Consider the following 16,816-nt stretch of genomic DNA (forward strand, 5'->3'; position numbering starts at 1 on the left):
ACCATCCCCGTGGTGACCGACGCGTCCGAGAACGTGTCGGACGTCCCCGCACCCACCGACGAGGGACGACCCACCCGCACCGAGACGGACTCGCTCGGCGCGCGCGAGATCCCCGCCGAAGCGTACTGGGGCATCCACACATCCCGCGCGCTCGAGAACTTCCCGATCGCGAAGCGGCCCATCTCGGTCTACCCGGACCTCATCGTCGCGCTCGCCAGCGTCAAGCAGGCCGCCGCGCGCGCCAACCTCGAGATCGGCGTGCTGGAGCCGCACAAGGCCGAGCTGATCGACCGCGCCTGCCAGCTCATCATCGAGGGCGGCTTCCACGACCAGTTCGTCGTCGGCGTGATGCAGGGCGGCGCAGGCACCTCCACGAACATGAACGCCAACGAGGTCATCGCGAACATCGCGCTCGAGCTCGACGGCCACCAGAAGGGCGACTACGCCCACCTCCACCCGATCGACGACGTCAACCGCAGCCAGAGCACCAACGACACCTACCCGACGGCCATCAAGATCGGGCTCACCTTCGCGCTCGGGCACCTGCTCGACGAGCTGGCGCTGCTCCGCGACTCGTTCGCGCACAAGGCGGAGGAGTTCCGCAACATCCTCAAGGTCGGCCGCACGCAGCTCCAGGATGCGGTGCCCATGACCCTGGGGCAGGAGTTCCACGGCTTCGCCACGACGCTGACCGAGGACCACGCCCGGCTCACCGAGACCAAGTGGCTGCTGGCCGAGATCAACCTCGGCGCGACCGCCATCGGCACCGGCATCACCGCCGACCCGGGCTACGCCGCCGCGGCCGTCCGGCACCTCAATGCGATCACCGGACTCAACCTCGAAACGGCTCCCGACCTCATCGAGTCGACGAGCGACGCCGGCGCGTTCATGTCGTTCTCCGGCTCGCTCAAGCGCAGCGCGATCAAGCTGTCGAAGATCTGCAACGACCTGCGGCTGCTGTCGTCCGGTCCGCAGGCGGGTCTCGGCGAGATCAACCTCCCGGCTCGTCAGGCGGGCTCCAGCATCATGCCCGGCAAGGTCAACCCGGTCATCCCGGAGGTCGTCAACCAGGTCGCCTTCTCGGTCGCCGGCGCGGATGTCACGGTCACCATGGCCGCCGAGGGCGGCCAGCTGCAGCTCAACGCGTTCGAGCCGGTCATCGCGCACTCCCTGCTGCAGAGCATCACGTGGATGGCGCAGGCCTTCCACACCCTCCGGATCAACTGCGTCGACGGCATCACCGCCAACGAGGAGCGCCTGGGCGCCATGGTGGGCTCGTCGGTCGGCGTGATCACCGCCCTGACCCCGCACATCGGCTACGCGGCCGCGGCGGCGCTCGCGAAGTCGGCACTGCTGACCGGCCACAACGTCGCCGATCTGGTGGTCGAGGCGAAGCTGATGAGCCGCGAGCAGGTCACCCGGCTGCTGTCCCCGGCCCGCCTGAGCGGTCTGGAGACGATCACCACGGCCATCCCCGTCGTCGAGGCGGACGCGATCGCGGAGGCGCGCCAGGAGGGCGAATAGCCGCCTACTCGGGCAGCTGCGGGCCCTGCTCGCGGGGCTCCGTGCCGGTGATCTCGTCCATGCTCACCGGCACGGTGCCGACGTACATGTAGACCGCCTCGGGCGGGATGTCGCGGTCGTGCGAGAACGCGTAGACGTCCAGCACCGCGGCGCCTCCCAGCGAGGAGGGCACGCGGACGCGCGAGGGCGGCACGTCGCCGAGCGACGGCACGGTGAGCACGGTCTCCTCGCCGTCCTCCGCGATCAGCACGCAACGCAGCATCGACGACCCTGAGCGCTGGTAGGTCATGGGGAGAACATTATTCCCCGGCCACCCGTCCCCGCGAGCACCCGAAGGCGGGACGCCCGTTCAGCCGGCCTGCCGCGCCTCCGCCTCGCGGAACAACGCGATCATGTCGCGTCCGAGCTGGTGCGGGGCCGTCTCGCACGGACTGTGCCCGGTGCGGTAGACGGCCAGCCGCGCCCGCAGCGCCTTCGCGTTGGCGGCGTGCAGGTGCGTCGGCCACAGGTCGTGGTCGCCGGTCGCGACGAGCACCGGGATTCCCGTCGCCGCGACCCGCGCCCGCACGTCCGGGACGTTCTTCATCAGGCCGACGATGTCGTCGACGCTGGAGCGGCGGGTCAGTGCGAACCGCGAGCGCACGAACGCGAGACGGCTGTCGGACACGCGGTTCTTGTTCGTCGTGATGCCCCAGATCATCAGGGACGCGCCGATGTGCGGCGTCGCCACCCAGCTCAGCGGCCCGATGACCCGCACGCCGCGGAACGACTGCCCGGGCTCGGGCGGTGCGGTCAGCAGCGTCAGCGACCGGAACAGCTCGGGATGCGTCACCAGCGCGAGCTGCGCCAGGATGCCCGCGAACGAGTAGCCGAGGACGTGCGCGGGGCCTCCGTCGCGCAGGAAGGCCACCACGTCCCCGGTGAGCAGCGGGTAGGTGTACTTCTCACCCGCTGCCGGCCCGGCGCCGGCCGACTCGTACTGCCCGGCGAGGTCGAAGCTCTGCACGTAGTACCCGGCCGCCACCAGGATCGGCGCGAACAGGTAGAAGTCCTCCTTGGAGCCGGTCACTCCCGGGATGAGGACCACGCGCGGGTCCTCCGGATCGCCGAGCGCCGCGACGGCCAGTTCACCGCTCGGCGCCGCGAACCGCGAGAACACCGTCCCGACCGGCGCGATGGACCAGTCGATGTCGGGCAGCGCCGCGTCGAGGCGCTCGGCCTCGTCGTCGCCGCCCGTGACGGGTCGCCGCTCTCCGATGGACACGAGGCTACGCTAGACCACCGCGTGCCCCGGCGCGCGTCATGTGACGCGGCAGAAGGTGGTGAGGGACCCGATCCCGCCGATGGAGACGGTGACGGTGGACCGGTCGTGCAGGAACACCGGCGGGGTGCGCGAGTAGCCCGCGCCGCCCGGGCTGCCGGTGGAGATCAGCGTGCCCGGCGGGATGGTCGCCGAGCGCGACAGGAACTCGATCAGCTCGGGGACGCTGCGCACCATGTCGGCGGTCGACGCGTCCTGCAGGATGGCGCCGTCGACGTTGGTCGTGAGCCAGAGGTCTTGCGGGTCGGGGATCTCGTCGGCGGTGACGACGACGGGACCGGTCGGCGTGAATCCGTCGAACGACTTGCAGCGCGCCCACTGCGCCTCGGAGAACTGCAGGTCGCGGGCGGTGATGTCATTGACGACGGTGTAGCCCCAGACGTAGTCGAGCGCGTCGCGCACCGGCACGTTGCGTGCGGGCCGGCCGATGATGACGCCGAGCTCGGCCTCGTAGTCGACCTGGGTCGAGAGGTCGGCGGGCCAGGAGGTGGTGCTGCCGTGGCCGGTGAGGGAGTTGGGCCAGAGGTTGAAGACGGTCGCCGCCTTCTCGGTGCGCAGCTTCAGCTCGGACGCGTGCGCGGCGTAGTTCGCGCCGATGGCGATGACGTGGGGCGGGCGCAGCACGGCCGATGCGTGCCGCAGGCCGTGCACGGGCGGCAGCTCGACGCCGGAGGACTCCGCCTCGGCCACGACGGCGCGCACCTCGGCCAGGCCCTCGTCGCCGCGCTCGATCAGCTCCTGGAGGTCTCGCGGCGGCCGGTCCATCACCTGGTCGAGGAACAGGGCTCCGTCGCCGAGGACGGCGGCCAGACGGGGATGGGGATCGGCGACGTTGCTGAGGTGCGAGAATCTCACCGATCTAGGCTATCGGGCTTCGGTTGCCGAGCCGAACTCAGCCGATGGCGTGGGGGAGGCCGTCTTCTTCTTCGCGCAGGCGACGCCTGCGTGCTGTGCGGCGGCGCCAGGGGGACTGCTCCGGCAGGTGCATGGCCAGCGTCGTGTACGCCCAGCGGAGGCGCCGGCCGAAGCCGCTCCAGGTCGAGAACGGTCGGGCGGAGATCCCGACGGTGAGCCGGTCGTCGTAGCGGACCACCGTGGCGAGGTCGAGGTGGAAGGCCAGGTCCAGGTCGTCGTGGATGTCGGTGCGGTCGCGGTGCACGCGCGTCCGTGCATCCCGCCACACCTCGCGGCGCATGGCGAAGTTGGAGCCGAAGATCGGGGGGTTGCCGAGCCACAGCTCCATCGACCAGAAGTAGCCGCCGATGTAGAGCACCTGACCGAGCCCGGAGACGACCGCGTTGCCGTCGTAGAACACGCCGCGCCCGGTGAGCACGCCGACCTCGGGGGAGTCGACCAGCTCCGCCTCGATGTGCAGCAGCCAGTCGGACGGCGGCCGCGAGTCGGCGTCGAGCCGGGCGATGATGTCGCCGCTGGCGGCGTCGTAACCCGCCGCGGCCGCGGGCCAGATACCGCGCGTCGGCTGATTCACGACGCGGGCTCCCGCCGCACGCGCGATGGCGGCCGTGTCGTCGGTGCTCCCGTTGTCGACGACGACGATCTCGTCCGCCGTCCGCAGCTGCGCCGCGAGGAGCGCCAGGCAGCGGGCGAGCATTTCGGCGTCGTCCAGCACGGGGATCACGACGGAGACGGTGGGCACGTTTGGATCCTATGCGCGCGGTGGAGCTTTGGGGCGGCGCTCACGCCCGCCACAGGTGCAACCCGGCATAACTGCGCCACGGCGCCCAGCGCTTCCCGTACTCCGCGAGCGCGCGCGGCTCGGTGGGGAGGCCCAGCCGGGCGGCGCCCTGGCGGAGCGCGAGGTCGCCGGTGAGCAGGATGTCGGGGCTGCCGAGAACCCGCAGGGCGATGTATCCGGCCGTCCACGGCCCGATCCCGGGGAGTGCGAGCAGGCGCTGTTCGAGGTCGTCGCGGGACTCGCCGACGTCGATGGCGAGGCTGCCGTCCGCCAGTGCCTGCGCGACGCCGACGATCGCGTCGATGCGTCGGCCCGGCCCCCGCAGAACCTCCCGCCCGTGCTCGGCGATCGCCGCGGCGGTGGGGAAGAGGCGGGTGAAGGCGACGTCACCGCCGGGCGCGGCGAGGTCGACCGGCTCTCCGAGCGCGTCGGTCAGCCGGGTCAGGGCCGTGCGGGCTGCGGCGACAGACACCTGCTGACCGATCAGCGCGCGGAAGACGATCTCCTCCGCGTCCACCGCGCCGGGGAGCCTCAGGCCGGGTGTCGCCGCCACGCTGGGCGCCAGCGCCGGGTCGGCGGCGAGGGCCGCGTCGATCGCCTCCGCGTCGGCGTCCAGGTCGAGCAGCCGGCGCACGCGGGCGACCAGGGGCGCGAGGTCGGCGACGTCGGCGAGGGCGGCGTCGCACTGCACAGCCGGCGCGTCCGGGGTCCCGGTCGGGGACAGGCGGACCGCAGCGGGGCCGTGCGGGAGCCGCAGGGCGCGCGCGTAGCCGGGCGCGGTCGCGGCCTCCACCCCGGCGATCGCGCGGGCGCCGAGGAACCCGAGCACCGAGTCGGCGTCGAACGGCGCCCGCGCGGGCAGCCGCAGGCTCAGCGTCACGGCGCCCTCCGCCCGGTGCGCGCCCGCGGTGGGGGAGCGGCGGGCGGACGCGCGGAGCGCTCCGGGCGTGAGCCGGTAGACCTCGGCGATGGTCTCGTTGAACTGGCGGACGCTGCTGAACCCGGCCGCGAAGGCGACGTCGGTGATCGGCAGGTCGCTGCCGACGAGGAGCAGCCGTGCGGTCTGTGCGCGGTGGGCGCGGGCGAGCGCGAGGGGACCGGCGCCGAGCTCCGCGGTCAGCACACGGCCCAGGTGGCGGGGCGTGTACCCGAGGCGGCGCGCGAGTCCGGGGACGCCCTCCCGCTCCACCGTGCCGTCGGCGATGAGGCGCATAGCTCGGGCGGCCAGGTCGTCGCGCATGTTCCACTCGGGCGACCCGGGCACGGCGTCCGGCAGGCACCGCTTGCACGCGCGCAGTCCCGCCTCGTGGGCGGCGGCGGCCGTCAGGTAGAAGGTGACGTTGCCCGGCTTCGGCGTGACCGCCGGGCAGCTCGGGCGGCAGTAGATGCCGGTGGAGTGGACGCCGGTGATGAACTGTCCGTCGAACCGCGCGTCGCGGGCGCTCATCGCGCGGTAGCGCTCCGCGAACACCGGGTCGGCGAGTTTCGTGTCGCCTGCGGTCGCTGTGCGCTCGATCGTGCTCATGCCACCATCCTGACGCCGGCCGCCGACATCCGATAGCGGAAATCGGACATGAGCGCAGGGCGGCTAGCCTGAGGGGATGGACGTACTCGACTGGCTCTCGGCGGCGCTCGGCGAGGAGGCCGTCGCCGATGGCGTGCTGACGACCGACCCGGCGTTGCTCGACGCCGCCCGCACCGACCGGTCCGGCTGGGTGGCGCCCGGCGCCCCGCGCGCCATCGTGACCGCCCGGTCCGTGCAGCATGTACAGGCGACGCTGCGGGCGGCGAGCGAGTTCCGTGTGCCCGTGGTCCCGCGCGGCGCCGGCACCGGGCTCGCGGGTGGCGCCAACGGCACCGACGGCTCGCTGGTGCTGGATGTGTCCGGGATGAACACCATCCTCGAGATCTCGGTCGAGGACCAGCTCGCCGTCGTCCAGCCGGGCGTCATCAACAGCGATCTGAACGCGGCGCTGCAGCCGTTCGGCCTGTTCTTCGCGCCCGACCCCGCCAGCAAGGCCATCTCGACCGTCGGCGGCAACATCGCGACCAACGCCGGCGGCCTGCTCTGCGCCAAGTACGGGGTGACCCGGGAGGCGGTCCTCGGGCTCACCGTCGTGCTCGCCGACGGGCGGATCGTCCGCACCGGGCACCGCACGGTCAAGGGCGTCACCGGCTACGACCTGACCGCCCTCTTCGTCGGCTCGGAGGGCACGCTCGGCGTGATCGTCGAGGCGACGGTGCGCGTGCAGCCGATCCCGCCGGGCGAGCCGGTGACCCTCGGCGCCCTATTCCCCGACGTCCGGTCGGCGGCGGAGGCCTCCGCCCGGATCACCGCCGCGCAGTTGCGTCCCGCCGTCATGGAACTGCTCGACGCGCCGTCGCTGGAGCGCATCGCGGCCTACCTCGGCGAGGAGCGCATCCGCGAGGCGTTCGGCGCCAGCAGCGGGGCGGCCTACCTCATGGTGCAGTTCGACGGCGCCACGGCGGCGGTGGATGCGGCGGCCGCGGGCGAGCTGCTGGCGAAGACCGGCGGGACCGTCCGCGTCGCCGCCGACGCCGAGGAGGGGGAGCGCCTGCTCGCCCTCCGTCGCGCGTTCCACCCCGCGCTCGCCTCGAGCGGCGAGGTTCTGATCGAGGACGTCGCCGTGCCGCGCTCGCGCATGCCCGAGATGTTCGCGGCGATCGAGCGCATTTCGGCGAAGTACGGCATCCCGATTCCGACCGTCGCGCACGCCGGCGACGGCAACCTCCACCCCAACTTCGTCTACACCGGCGAGGAGGTGCCCGGCGCGGTGTGGGATGCGGCGAACGACCTGTTCCGGACGGCGATCGAGCTCGGCGGCACGCTCACCGGCGAGCACGGCGTCGGCGTGCTGAAGCGTCGCTGGCTCGCGGACGAGGTCGGGCCCGACTCGTACGAGCTGCAGGTCAAGCTCAAGTCGGTGTTCGATCCGCTCGGCATCCTCAACCCCGGCAAGGTCTTCGGCGCCTGAGCGCGAGAAGGGGAGCCCGGGGAGATCACCCCTTAACGGACTCGACCCCCGGTGGTGCGGCGATGCCTGCAGCTCTCCCGGGGGAACGAGTTATGGCTTAAAGGATGCCCCCGGCCCGCCACGAGCGCAACCCTCAATCCGCGGTGCGCGGTCAGCGAACGGGGTTTCCTGAATCGCCCCGCTCGCGGTTGGATGGTGGACATGGCAGAGAACACCAACCAGAAGCCCGAGGTCGACGCCCCCGAGGGCCCGGCCCCTGAGACGCTCGAGATCGTCGACATCGTCGAGGGCACCGGCCCGGAGGCGACCCCCGGCTCCAAGGTCGACGTGCACTACCTCGGCGTCGAGTACGAGACCGGCGAGGAGTTCGACTCCTCGTGGAGCCGCGGGCAGTCCATCAACTTCCCGCTGAACAACCTCATCAAGGGCTGGCAGGACGGCATCCCGGGCATGAAGGTCGGCGGGCGCCGCAAGCTCACCGTCCCGCCCGCGCAGGCCTACGGCCCGGCCGGCGGCGGTCACCCGCTGTCGGGCAAGACCCTGATCTTCGTGATCGACCTGCTCGGCGTCAGCTGAGCCCCGTCCCTCGCGAACAGAAGCGCTCCCTCGGATCCGTCCGGGGGAGCGCTTCGCCGTTCGGGCGTCAGAGCGCCGCCGGCTCCATCCGGGTCGGGATGGCGATCCGGTTCCAGACGTTGATGGTGGCGATGGCGAGCAGCAGGTTGGCGAGGCCGTCCTCCCCGAACTCCGCGAGCGCCCGCGCGTACAGCTCGTCGGGGACTCCGTCCTCGTGAATGAGCGTGACCGCCTCCGTCAGCTCGAGCGCCACGCGCTCCCGCTCGGTGAACCACGGCGACTCGCGCCAGGTGATCACGGCGAACACCTTGCGCAGCGGCACCCCGCGGCCCTGCAGGTCGACGGAGTGCATGTCGACGCAGTAGGTGCACCCGTTGATCTGCGACGCCCGCAGCTTGATGAGGTCGCCCAGCGGCTCCTCGACGACGCCGCCGACGTAGCCGTCGAGGTTGACGACCTTGCGGTAGCCCTCGGGGGCAAGGGACGGGATCTGGATTCGTTCTGTCATGGCCCCTACGCTAGGAACTGGATCGGCTCGGTGTAAGCGCCAATCCGACGGAATCCGACCAGACCATTCGGGAGCATCCTGGACCTCCATGTCGCCATCGGCGGTCGCGGCGACCGCGCCGACCGCATCTACCGCCAGCTGCGGGACGCGGTGCTCGACGGCCGTCTGCGCCGCGGCGAACGTCTGCCCGCCACCCGCGAGCTCGCGGAGCGGCTGCAGGTGTCGCGATCGACGGTCTCGACCGCGTACGAGCGGCTGACCGCGGAAGGCTACCTGGAGGCGCGGGTCGGCGCCGGCACGTTCGTCGCGTACACCGCCGCTCCCGTCGCCGACGCGCGCCCGCCGCGTCGCCGGAGCGCCGCGCGCCCGGCTCCGGTCTGGCGCGGCCTGGACGACCCGCTGTGGACCGAGCCGCGCCCGATCGCCTACGACTTCAGCGTCGGCTCACCCGATCCCGCCCTATTCCCGCTCGACACCTGGCGCGGGTACGTGGCCGCCGAACTGCGCGGCGGCTTCCTGCGCTCGTCCGGGTACGGCGACCCCGCGGGCGCGGAGCGGCTGCGCGCCGGGATCGCGCGCCACCTCGGCGTCTCGCGCTCGGTGGAGGCGGGGCCCGCGGACGTGGTGGTCACCAGCGGCGCGCAGCAGGCGTTCGACCTGCTCGCCCGTGTGCTGCTGCGCCCGGGCGACGCGGTCGCGATGGAGGACCCGGGCTACCCGCCGGTCCGTCAGCTGTTCGAGCTTGCGGGCGCGCGCGTGCTGCCGGTGCCGGTGGACGAGCAGGGGCTGCGCGTCGACCTCCTGCCGCCCGCGCGGCTCGTCTACGTGACGCCGTCGCACCAGTTCCCGCTCGGCGGCGTGCTGCCGCTGGAGCGCAGGGTCGCGCTGCTGGACTGGGCGGCGCGTCACGACGCCGTCGTCGTCGAGGACGACTACGACAGCGAGTTCCGCTTCGGCGCGCGGCCGCTCGACCCGCTGCAGCGGCTGGATGCGGACGGGCGCGTGGTCTACGTCGGCACCTTCTCGAAGACCATGGCCCCCGCCCTTCGGCTGGGCTTCGTGATCGCGCCGCCCGCGCTGATCGCGGCGATCCGCCATGCCAAGCGGCTGACGGACTGGCACAACGACACCGTGACGCAGCGCGCCATGGCGCGCCTGCTCGACTCCGGCGGCTTCGCGCGCCACGTGCGCAGCGCGACGCGCGTCTACGCCGAGCGGCACGCCGCGCTCGAGGAGGCGGTCGGCGCGCTCGCGCCCGACCTGCGGCTGGTGCCGTCCGCCGCCGGTCTGCATCTGGCGGTGCTCCAGCGCGAGCCGGGTTCGTTCGACGCGCGGCGGGTCGCCGAGCGCGCGGCGGTGGCGGGCGTCGCCGTGCAGCCCGTGTCGCGGTTCCGGGCCGCCGCGGGAGGCCCGGACGGGCTCCTCCTCGGCTTCGGCGGCATCCCGGCGGCGCAGATCCCGGACGGGCTCCGCATCCTCGTGGAGGCGATCGCGCGCGAGCGGGTCGGTCACGACGACCATCCGGTGCCATGATCGAGGGATGACCCCGCCCGCCGACGCAGCCCGCGCCGCCGCGCCCGCGCCCCGCCGCCGCGGGCGCCCCGCCGACGTCGACCCCGAGCGCGTCGCCCTGCTCGCCCTCCGCCACTTCGACCAGCACGGGTACGAGCAGACCACGATGGACGACATCGCCGCCCTCGCGGGCATCGGCCGGCGGACGCTGTTCCGCTACTTCCCGAGCAAGCCCGCGCTGGTCTGGGGCGGCATCGGCCCGGTGGTCGACCGGATGCACGCCGTGCTGGACCACCCGGCGGCCGACGCGTCCATCCGCGACGTGCTGACCGACGCCGTCCGCTCGGCCCTGACCCTGCCACCGGACGCCGAGGAGGCCACCCGGCGCCGCCTCGCTCTCATGGCCACGCATCCCGCGCTCATCGGGTTCGGCCTCACCGCGATGGCGGCGCACCGCGATCTGATCGTCGGCGTCCTGGCCGATCGGCTGGGGGAGGATCCGGCCGGCCTCCGGGTACAGGTGCTGGCCGACGTCCTCAGCTCGGCGAACTTCTCGGCGCTGCTCTGGTGGGCGCGCAACGACGACGGGCCGCCCGCGCCGGTCGTCGTCGCGGCCATCGACGAGGTGCTTCGCGGCATCTGAACCTCGCCCCGGATGCGCCAGGGCGAGTAGCGTGGGCCCATGCCGATCGAAGACGCGTTCCCGCACGGCACTCCCATCTGGGTGGACCTGCAGAGCCCCGACCAGCCCGCCGCCGCCACCTACTACCGCGAGCTGTTCGGCTGGGACGTCGGTCCGGCGCTCGCCGAGACCGGCCACTTCTCCCTCGCCCGCGCGCGCGGCGTCGCGGTCGCCGCGCTCGGGCCGCTGCCCGCCGACGACGTTCCCACGATGTGGACGGTGTACTTCGCCGTCGACGACCTGCAGGCCGCGGCAGAGGCCGCGCTCGCCGCGGGCGGCGCCGTGCTGCTGGAGCCGTCGGAGACGGTGCCGGGCATCCACCTGTCGATCGTCCAGGACCCGGCCGGCGCGGTCTTCGGTCTGTGGCAGCGGAAGGACTCGAACGAGCCGTGGCTGCGCGACGAGCCGGGCGCCGTCGACTGGCTGGAGCTGGTCGCACCCGACCCCGCGTCGACGTTCGGGTTCTACGAGAGCGTGCTGGGCGTCGGCGTGAGCGAGATGCGCGTGGGGGAGGAGCCGTACGGTCTGTTCGACGTCGGGGACACCAGCGTCGCCGGCGCCTACCGGTCGGACGGCGCCGATCCCGCCGCGTGGCTGGTCTACTTCAACGTCGCCGACCTCGACGCGGCCGTAGTGCGCGCGACCGAGCTCGGCGGCACGCTGCGCACCGAGCCCAACGCGGCGCCGGGCGTCGGACGCTGGGCCGAGGTCGTCGACCCGCAGGGCGCCCTCTTCGCCCTCCTCGAGCCGGAGCCCGAGCCCGTCTGAGCGCGTCGGGGCACCCGCCGGCTCTGGTAGACTCTTCCAGTTGCCGTCGAACGGCCGCGGATCAAGAGAGCCCAGGCATACGGCCCCGGGCACCGCGCAACGAGCAGAAAGGGGATCCCTCTATGGCGCTGGATGCAGACACCAAGAAGGCGATCATCGAAGAGTACGCGACCCACCCCGGTGACACCGGATCCCCCGAGGTCCAGGTCGCGATCCTGACCAAGCGGATCAAGGATCTCACCGAGCACCTCAAGGAGCACAAGCACGACCACCACTCGCGTCGTGGCCTGCTTCTGCTGGTCGGTCAGCGTCGCCGTCTGCTGGGCTACCTGGCGGACATCGACATCAGCCGTTACCGCTCGCTCATCGAGCGTCTGGGGCTGCGTCGATAATTCGACCGCGAACTTCTTCACAACGGGCCGTCACCTCCGGGTGGCGGCCCGTTCTGTGTGCGCGCATTCGTTCGCGCTGACCCTTGGCAGCGGCTTTACAGCGCTGTAGCGTGTGACGCACGCCACGACTCGAAGGGGAGTTCTCGTCATGCGTCATCCGTCACGTCCGATCCTCGCCGCGCTTACAGCGCTGGCGCTGGCTGTCGGCATCCCAGCGCTCGCGGCGCTGGCCGCGGCCGCGCCGGCGGCCGCCCGGCCAGCGCCTGCCACCGGCGCCACCTACAGCAACCCGCTCGACCTCGAACTCGGTAACGGCACGCGCGCCGAGCAGTGCGCCGACCCCGACGTGATCCGTTCCCAGGATCCGTCGGACCCGGCCTGGTACCTCTACTGCACTCGCGACGTCATCGACCCGTCGCTGCGCAACCCGGACGGCTCGCTCGTCTTCTCGAGCATCCCGACCTACCGCTCCACCGACCTGGTGCACTGGACCTTCGTGCGTGAGGCGCTGCCCACCCGTCCCGCGTGGATCGGGAACGGCGACACGTGGGCGCCCGACGTCGTATACGTCGGCGGCCGTTACCTGCTGTACTACACGGCGACCAACACGGTGACTCCGGGCGGCGGCTCCGCGATCGGCGTCGCGACGAGCGCCAGTCCCGCAGGCCCCTGGACGGACTCCGGCGGCCCGGTCGTCGAACCGATGCCGTCCCCGGGCAACGCCGACCCGAACGACCGCCGGTGGGTCTACGACCCCGAATTCCTTTCGGTCGGCGGCACGAACTACCTCTACTTCGGCAGCTACTACGGCGGCCTCTCCGTGCGCACGGTGAGCGCCGACGGCCTGCACTCCGACCCGGCCAGCCAGGTCCAGGTGGCCATCCCGAACCGATACGAGGGCACGCATGTCATCCAGCACGGCGGCTACTTCTACCTGCTCGGCTCGGCGACGAACTGCTGCAACGGCCCGCTGACCGGCTACGGCGTCTTCGCCGGCCGCTCCACGTCGCCGACCGGGCCGTTCCTCGACCGCACCGGGGCGTCGTTCCTAGACTCGCGTGTCGGCGGCACGCCCGTCCTGCACCAGAACGGCAACCGCTGGGTCGGGCCCGGTCACGTCACCAGCACCGTCGACGCGACCGGTCAGGAGTGGATGCTCTACCACGCCGTCGATCGCACCGACCCCTACGTCGCCGGTGGCGGCACCTACACGAAGCGCCCCGTGCTCATGGATCCGCTCGATTGGAAGGACGGCTGGCCCGTCGTCCGCGGGGGAGCGGGGCCGTCCGACAGCCGGCAGCCCGCGCCGGTCGTCACAGCCGGGCAGCCGGCCGCCTACCACCCGGCGTTCGTCGGTCCGCTCGCGCGCGGGCCGAAGCTCCCCGCCTACTCCGATGAGTTCGGCGGCCACGCGATGGATCCGGCGTGGACCTGGATCCGCGACCCGGGCGCCTCCACGCGGTCCGTCTCGGGCGGAGTTCTGAACTGGCAGATGCAGGCGGCCGACCTCGGTCCGGACGCCGGCGCCGCCGGTCTGCCGGTGCGCGCCCTCCCGGCCGGCGACTACACCGTGGAGACCCGCGTGAAGACGACGGTCCCGCGCGACGGCTGCTGCCAGAACTACGCCCAGGGCGGTCTGGTGATCTACCAGGACGACGCGAACTTCGTGAAGCTCGCCGTCACCTCCATCTGGGAGACCCGCCAGACCGAATTCGGCAAGCGCGAGACGCCGGAGGGTCCCGGCTACCCGGCGTACGGCAACTCGGTCGGCGGACCGGTCGGCGAGTGGACGGTGCTGCGGCTGACCCGCACGCACACGGCCACCGAGAACGTCTACACCGCGACCACCAGCAAGGACGACGGAGCGACCTGGGACACCGCGGGCACGTGGACGACGCCGCTGGCCGCGAGCCCGCCGCGGCTCGGACTCGTGTCGATGGCCGCTGCCGGCTTCACGACGACGTTCGACTACGTCCGCGTGTACGGAGCGCCGCGCGGCCACGGCGGCTAGCGAGAGGCGCCGGTGCGCCCGGGCTCAGCGGTCCTTCGGATCGGAGCCCGGGCGCACTTCCGCGTCGTCGCGGATGTCGATGCGGCGACGGCCGCCCTCGCCCTCGGACACGTCGATTCGCGGGTCGGCGTCGCTCTCTTCGGCGGCGGGCGCGGTGGTCAGCTGATCGGCGCGGTCGTCACGTTCGGTCATGACCAGAGCCAACCGCGGCACGCGCCTCAGGGCAAGGGGCGGGACGCGGTCGGCTCCTTCTCGCGCGACCGTGCCGCGAGTGCCCGGTCGATGAGGGTCGTGGCAACCAGGGCCGACGCGACCAGCGCGATCCCGATCGTGACGCCCACCAGCCCGAGGAAGGGGGAGGCGAGCGGCAGCAGCAGGACCAGGGCGATCGCGACGCCGGTCTTGAGCGGCCGGATGACGACCTCGTCCACCAGCGGGGCGTGCAGGATGTACAGCATCAGCAGGAAGACGGCCACCGGCACCGCGATGGCGTACTCGACCGCCGTGTCCGACGCGTGCGCGTCCGCCGCACCTGCCTGAACCGCGACCTCCAGCCCCGCCCCGAGCGCCGCCAGAGACGCGAAGACGAAGTAATGACCGTACCCCCAGTAGAACGACCTCCCGCGCTTGCTGCTCAAGCCCTCGGCCGCCGGCTCCAGGAAGTACAGCCACCACAGGGCGAACAGCAGCACCAGAGCGGCCGAGGCGATCCAGACCAGGGAGGCCGAGAATCCGCTCGTCGCCAGCGCCTGCTGCACTCCGACCGCCGACGCCGACACGGACTCGCCGAGAACGATGATCGTGAACAGCCCGTAGCGCTCGGCGATGTGGTGCGGGTGCCACGACGTCATCCCGGTGCGCTCCGCCCACAGCGGCACTGCGAGCTCCAGCACCACCCCGACGGGGAAGAGCCAGACGGCGCTGTGCGGAGGGAGGAAGCCCCACGCCACCCACAGCACCTGCACCACCGCGATGCCGGCTGCATAGCGGAACGCCGTGCGCCGTCCGGCCGGATCCTCGATGCCCGCACGGAGCCACTGCCCGACCAGCGCCAGCCGCATGATCAGGTAGCCGACGATGATCGCCGTGAAGTTCTCCTCGTCGAACGCGGCAGGCACGCCCGCGGCGAGCACCAGCACGCCGCCCATCTGCACGAGCGTCATCAGCCGGTACGGAACGTCGTCGGTGTCGTAGGCCGAGGCGAACCAGGTGAAGTTCATCCACGCCCACCAGATGGCGAAGAACACCATGAGGTAGAACGGCAGCCGCTCGAGCACGTGGCCCGCCTCGCCCGCGTGCGCCAGCTGCCCGGCGACCTGGGCGATGGCGACGACGAACGTCAGGTCGAACAGCAGCTCCAAGGGGCTGGAGACGCGGTGCCGCTCGTCGGTGGAGCGCCCGGTCATCGGGATGCGGAACGCACTGGTCATGTGCGCCAGCATAGGAGGATGCGCCGTCGTGCTGTGCTGCCCATCCTGACCGTCGTCTACCTGCTCGCGGTCGCCGGCATCACGCTCGACCCGGCGCCGGGGAACCCCGCGGGCAACCCGCTGCTGCGCGCGCTGCTGCGCGCGGTGTCGGCCGTGCCGGGTCTCGGCTGGGTGGACTACTCCGTGGCGGAGTTCACCGCGAACGTTCTGCTGTTCGTGCCGATGGGCGTGCTGTTCACGCTGCTGCTCGGGGTGTGGCGCTGGTGGCTGGCTGTGGCGATCGGCGTGGTCGCGACACTCCTGATCGAGTTCACGCAGCTCTTCCTGCCCGCGCGCGTGAGCGACCCGCGGGACCTGCTCGCCAACACGCTCGGGACGCTGATCGGGGTCGCGATCGTCGTGCTGTTCACCCGCGCCGCCGCGCGGGCTGAGACGCCCGCCTCCGACGCGCGGTGAGTGCGCCCGCCTCCGGCGCCGCGGGAAACGGAGGAGACGCGTGAGCGACACGCCGTCGATGTGCGTCGCGGGAGGAAGGACCGGCTACGACGCGGTCGGTTCACCTCCGTTTCGCGCGGCCGAGCCCGCGCGGCGCCGCGCGCGGTCGTAGGGTGGCCGCGTGGAGACGGTGACCAAGGAGCGGGAAGACGCACCCGAGCGGTTCTTCGAAGCGGAGGCCGCGGGGCTCGGCTGGCTCGCCGCGGCGGAGCCCGAGGGCGGCGCCCGCGTCGTGCGCGTCGCCTCCGCGGGGTCGGGCTGGATCGAGCTGGAGCGCATCCATGAGGTCCGTCCGACCCGCGAGGCCGCGCGGTCGTTCGGGGCAGCGCTCGCCGTGACGCACGCGGCCGGTGCGTCGGCGTTCGGTGCGCCGCCCGACGGCTGGGACGGCCCGCTGTTCATCGGCCGGCGCCCGCTGCCGGTCGCCCACGAGACGAGCTGGGGACGCTTCTACGCCCGCGACCGCGTCCTCCCGTACCTGGGGATCGCGGTGGAGGCCGGCACCGTCACGCAGGCGCAGCTGCCCGTGATCCGCGAGGCCGTCGACCGCGTGGACGCGGGGGAGTTCGACGACGACGAGCCGCCCGCGCGCCTCCACGGCGACCTGTGGAACGGCAACCTGCTGTGGGATGCGCACGGCGGCGTGCTCATCGACCCCGCGGCGCACGGCGGCCACCGGGAGACCGACCTCGCGATGCTGGCCCTGTTCGGCGCGCCGTTCCTGGACGACATCCTCGCCGCGTACGAGGGGGCGCGGCCGCTGCGGGCCGGCTGGCGCGACCGCATCCCGCTGCACCAGCTGCATCCCCTCGCCGTTCACGCCGCCGGCCACGGCCCGTCGTACGGGCACGCGCTCGCCGACGCCGCGCGGGCGACGCTCGCCCTCTGAGCTGGGTGGTGGCGGG

General features: G+C 72.5%; 18 protein-coding genes. 10 read left to right on the top strand and 8 right to left on the bottom strand.

The features are described 5' to 3' along the window. Window positions 1–33: 33 nt before the first annotated feature. Window positions 34–1,524, top strand: coding sequence for an aspartate ammonia-lyase (locus AB0P25_RS14165; RefSeq protein WP_363809308.1), 1,491 nt, complete (start codon window positions 34–36; stop codon window positions 1,522–1,524). Window positions 1,525–1,528: 4 nt separating this feature from the next. On the opposite strand, the gene AB0P25_RS14170 is transcribed toward AB0P25_RS14165, so the two are convergent. From AB0P25_RS14170 to AB0P25_RS14190, 5 genes are read right to left on the bottom strand one after another with little or no spacing between them, the layout of a single operon-like run. Continuing rightward, a complete protein-coding gene (locus AB0P25_RS14170) occupies window positions 1,529–1,813 on the bottom strand; it encodes a hypothetical protein (RefSeq protein WP_363808176.1) in 285 nt (94 codons plus the stop codon). A gap of 60 nt (window positions 1,814–1,873) precedes the next feature. Continuing rightward, window positions 1,874–2,788: an alpha/beta hydrolase gene (locus AB0P25_RS14175; RefSeq protein ID WP_363808177.1), complete on the bottom strand. Its 915-nt coding sequence runs from the start codon at window positions 2,786–2,788 to the stop codon at window positions 1,874–1,876. 36 nt (window positions 2,789–2,824) lie between these two features. Continuing rightward, entirely contained in the window at window positions 2,825–3,700 is an 876-nt protein-coding gene (locus tag AB0P25_RS14180) for a fumarylacetoacetate hydrolase family protein (RefSeq protein WP_363808179.1), read from the bottom strand. 37 nt (window positions 3,701–3,737) lie between these two features. Further along, window positions 3,738–4,502 carry a glycosyltransferase family 2 protein gene (locus AB0P25_RS14185; protein ID WP_363808181.1) on the bottom strand — a complete coding sequence of 255 codons (765 nt, stop codon included), beginning with the start codon at window positions 4,500–4,502 and terminating at the stop codon, window positions 3,738–3,740. A gap of 40 nt (window positions 4,503–4,542) precedes the next feature. After that, complete coding sequence (locus AB0P25_RS14190; RefSeq protein WP_363808183.1) at window positions 4,543–6,066, bottom strand: AlkA N-terminal domain-containing protein; 1,524 nt, start codon at window positions 6,064–6,066, stop codon at window positions 4,543–4,545. Between the two features lie 76 nt (window positions 6,067–6,142). Here AB0P25_RS14190 and AB0P25_RS14195 point away from each other — a divergent pair, with 76 nt between their 5' ends. Then, window positions 6,143–7,537 carry an FAD-linked oxidase C-terminal domain-containing protein gene (locus AB0P25_RS14195; RefSeq protein WP_363808184.1) on the top strand — a complete coding sequence of 465 codons (1,395 nt, stop codon included), beginning with the start codon at window positions 6,143–6,145 and terminating at the stop codon, window positions 7,535–7,537. Window positions 7,538–7,738: 201 nt separating this feature from the next. Continuing rightward, the gene (locus AB0P25_RS14200; protein WP_064111564.1) at window positions 7,739–8,113 is read left to right on the top strand and encodes an FKBP-type peptidyl-prolyl cis-trans isomerase; all 375 of its coding nucleotides are present in this window, start codon (window positions 7,739–7,741) and stop codon (window positions 8,111–8,113) included. Window positions 8,114–8,180: 67 nt separating this feature from the next. On the opposite strand, the gene AB0P25_RS14205 is transcribed toward AB0P25_RS14200, so the two are convergent. Beyond that, a complete protein-coding gene (locus AB0P25_RS14205; protein WP_363808185.1) occupies window positions 8,181–8,621 on the bottom strand; it encodes a carboxymuconolactone decarboxylase family protein in 441 nt (146 codons plus the stop codon). Between the two features lie 126 nt (window positions 8,622–8,747). Here AB0P25_RS14205 and AB0P25_RS14210 point away from each other — a divergent pair, with 126 nt between their 5' ends. From AB0P25_RS14210 to AB0P25_RS14230, 5 genes are all read left to right on the top strand, one after another. Further along, window positions 8,748–10,154: a PLP-dependent aminotransferase family protein gene (locus AB0P25_RS14210; RefSeq protein ID WP_363809309.1), complete on the top strand. Its 1,407-nt coding sequence runs from the start codon at window positions 8,748–8,750 to the stop codon at window positions 10,152–10,154. 7 nt (window positions 10,155–10,161) lie between these two features. After that, window positions 10,162–10,776: a TetR family transcriptional regulator gene (locus AB0P25_RS14215; protein WP_363808186.1), complete on the top strand. Its 615-nt coding sequence runs from the start codon at window positions 10,162–10,164 to the stop codon at window positions 10,774–10,776. A 39-nt stretch (window positions 10,777–10,815) separates the two neighbouring features. Beyond that, window positions 10,816–11,583 carry a VOC family protein gene (locus AB0P25_RS14220; RefSeq protein WP_363808187.1) on the top strand — a complete coding sequence of 256 codons (768 nt, stop codon included), beginning with the start codon at window positions 10,816–10,818 and terminating at the stop codon, window positions 11,581–11,583. A 122-nt stretch (window positions 11,584–11,705) separates the two neighbouring features. Further along, window positions 11,706–11,975, top strand: a complete 270-nt coding sequence (gene rpsO / locus AB0P25_RS14225) for a 30S ribosomal protein S15 (RefSeq protein WP_090036365.1) — start codon at window positions 11,706–11,708, stop codon at window positions 11,973–11,975. Window positions 11,976–12,123: 148 nt separating this feature from the next. After that, entirely contained in the window at window positions 12,124–13,986 is a 1,863-nt protein-coding gene (locus tag AB0P25_RS14230; protein WP_363808188.1) for a family 43 glycosylhydrolase, read from the top strand. A gap of 24 nt (window positions 13,987–14,010) precedes the next feature. Here the strand turns inward: AB0P25_RS14230 and AB0P25_RS14235 are convergent, their stop codons facing one another. Further along, window positions 14,011–14,178 carry a hypothetical protein gene (locus AB0P25_RS14235; protein ID WP_363808190.1) on the bottom strand — a complete coding sequence of 56 codons (168 nt, stop codon included), beginning with the start codon at window positions 14,176–14,178 and terminating at the stop codon, window positions 14,011–14,013. Between the two features lie 26 nt (window positions 14,179–14,204). After that, window positions 14,205–15,416 carry a low temperature requirement protein A gene (locus AB0P25_RS14240; protein WP_363808191.1) on the bottom strand — a complete coding sequence of 404 codons (1,212 nt, stop codon included), beginning with the start codon at window positions 15,414–15,416 and terminating at the stop codon, window positions 14,205–14,207. An 18-nt stretch (window positions 15,417–15,434) separates the two neighbouring features. Here AB0P25_RS14240 and AB0P25_RS14245 point away from each other — a divergent pair, with 18 nt between their 5' ends. Both AB0P25_RS14245 and AB0P25_RS14250 read left to right on the top strand, forming a co-directional pair. Then, on the top strand, window positions 15,435–15,872 hold the full coding sequence (locus tag AB0P25_RS14245; RefSeq protein ID WP_363808192.1) for a VanZ family protein: 438 nt from the start codon (window positions 15,435–15,437) through the stop codon (window positions 15,870–15,872). Between the two features lie 169 nt (window positions 15,873–16,041). Further along, window positions 16,042–16,800, top strand: a complete 759-nt coding sequence (locus AB0P25_RS14250; protein ID WP_363809310.1) for a fructosamine kinase family protein — start codon at window positions 16,042–16,044, stop codon at window positions 16,798–16,800. Window positions 16,801–16,816: the final 16 nt, after the last annotated feature.

The sequence above is a fragment of the Leifsonia sp. NPDC077715 genome, assembly GCF_040686855.1.
GTDB lineage: Bacteria > Actinomycetota > Actinomycetes > Actinomycetales > Microbacteriaceae > Leifsonia.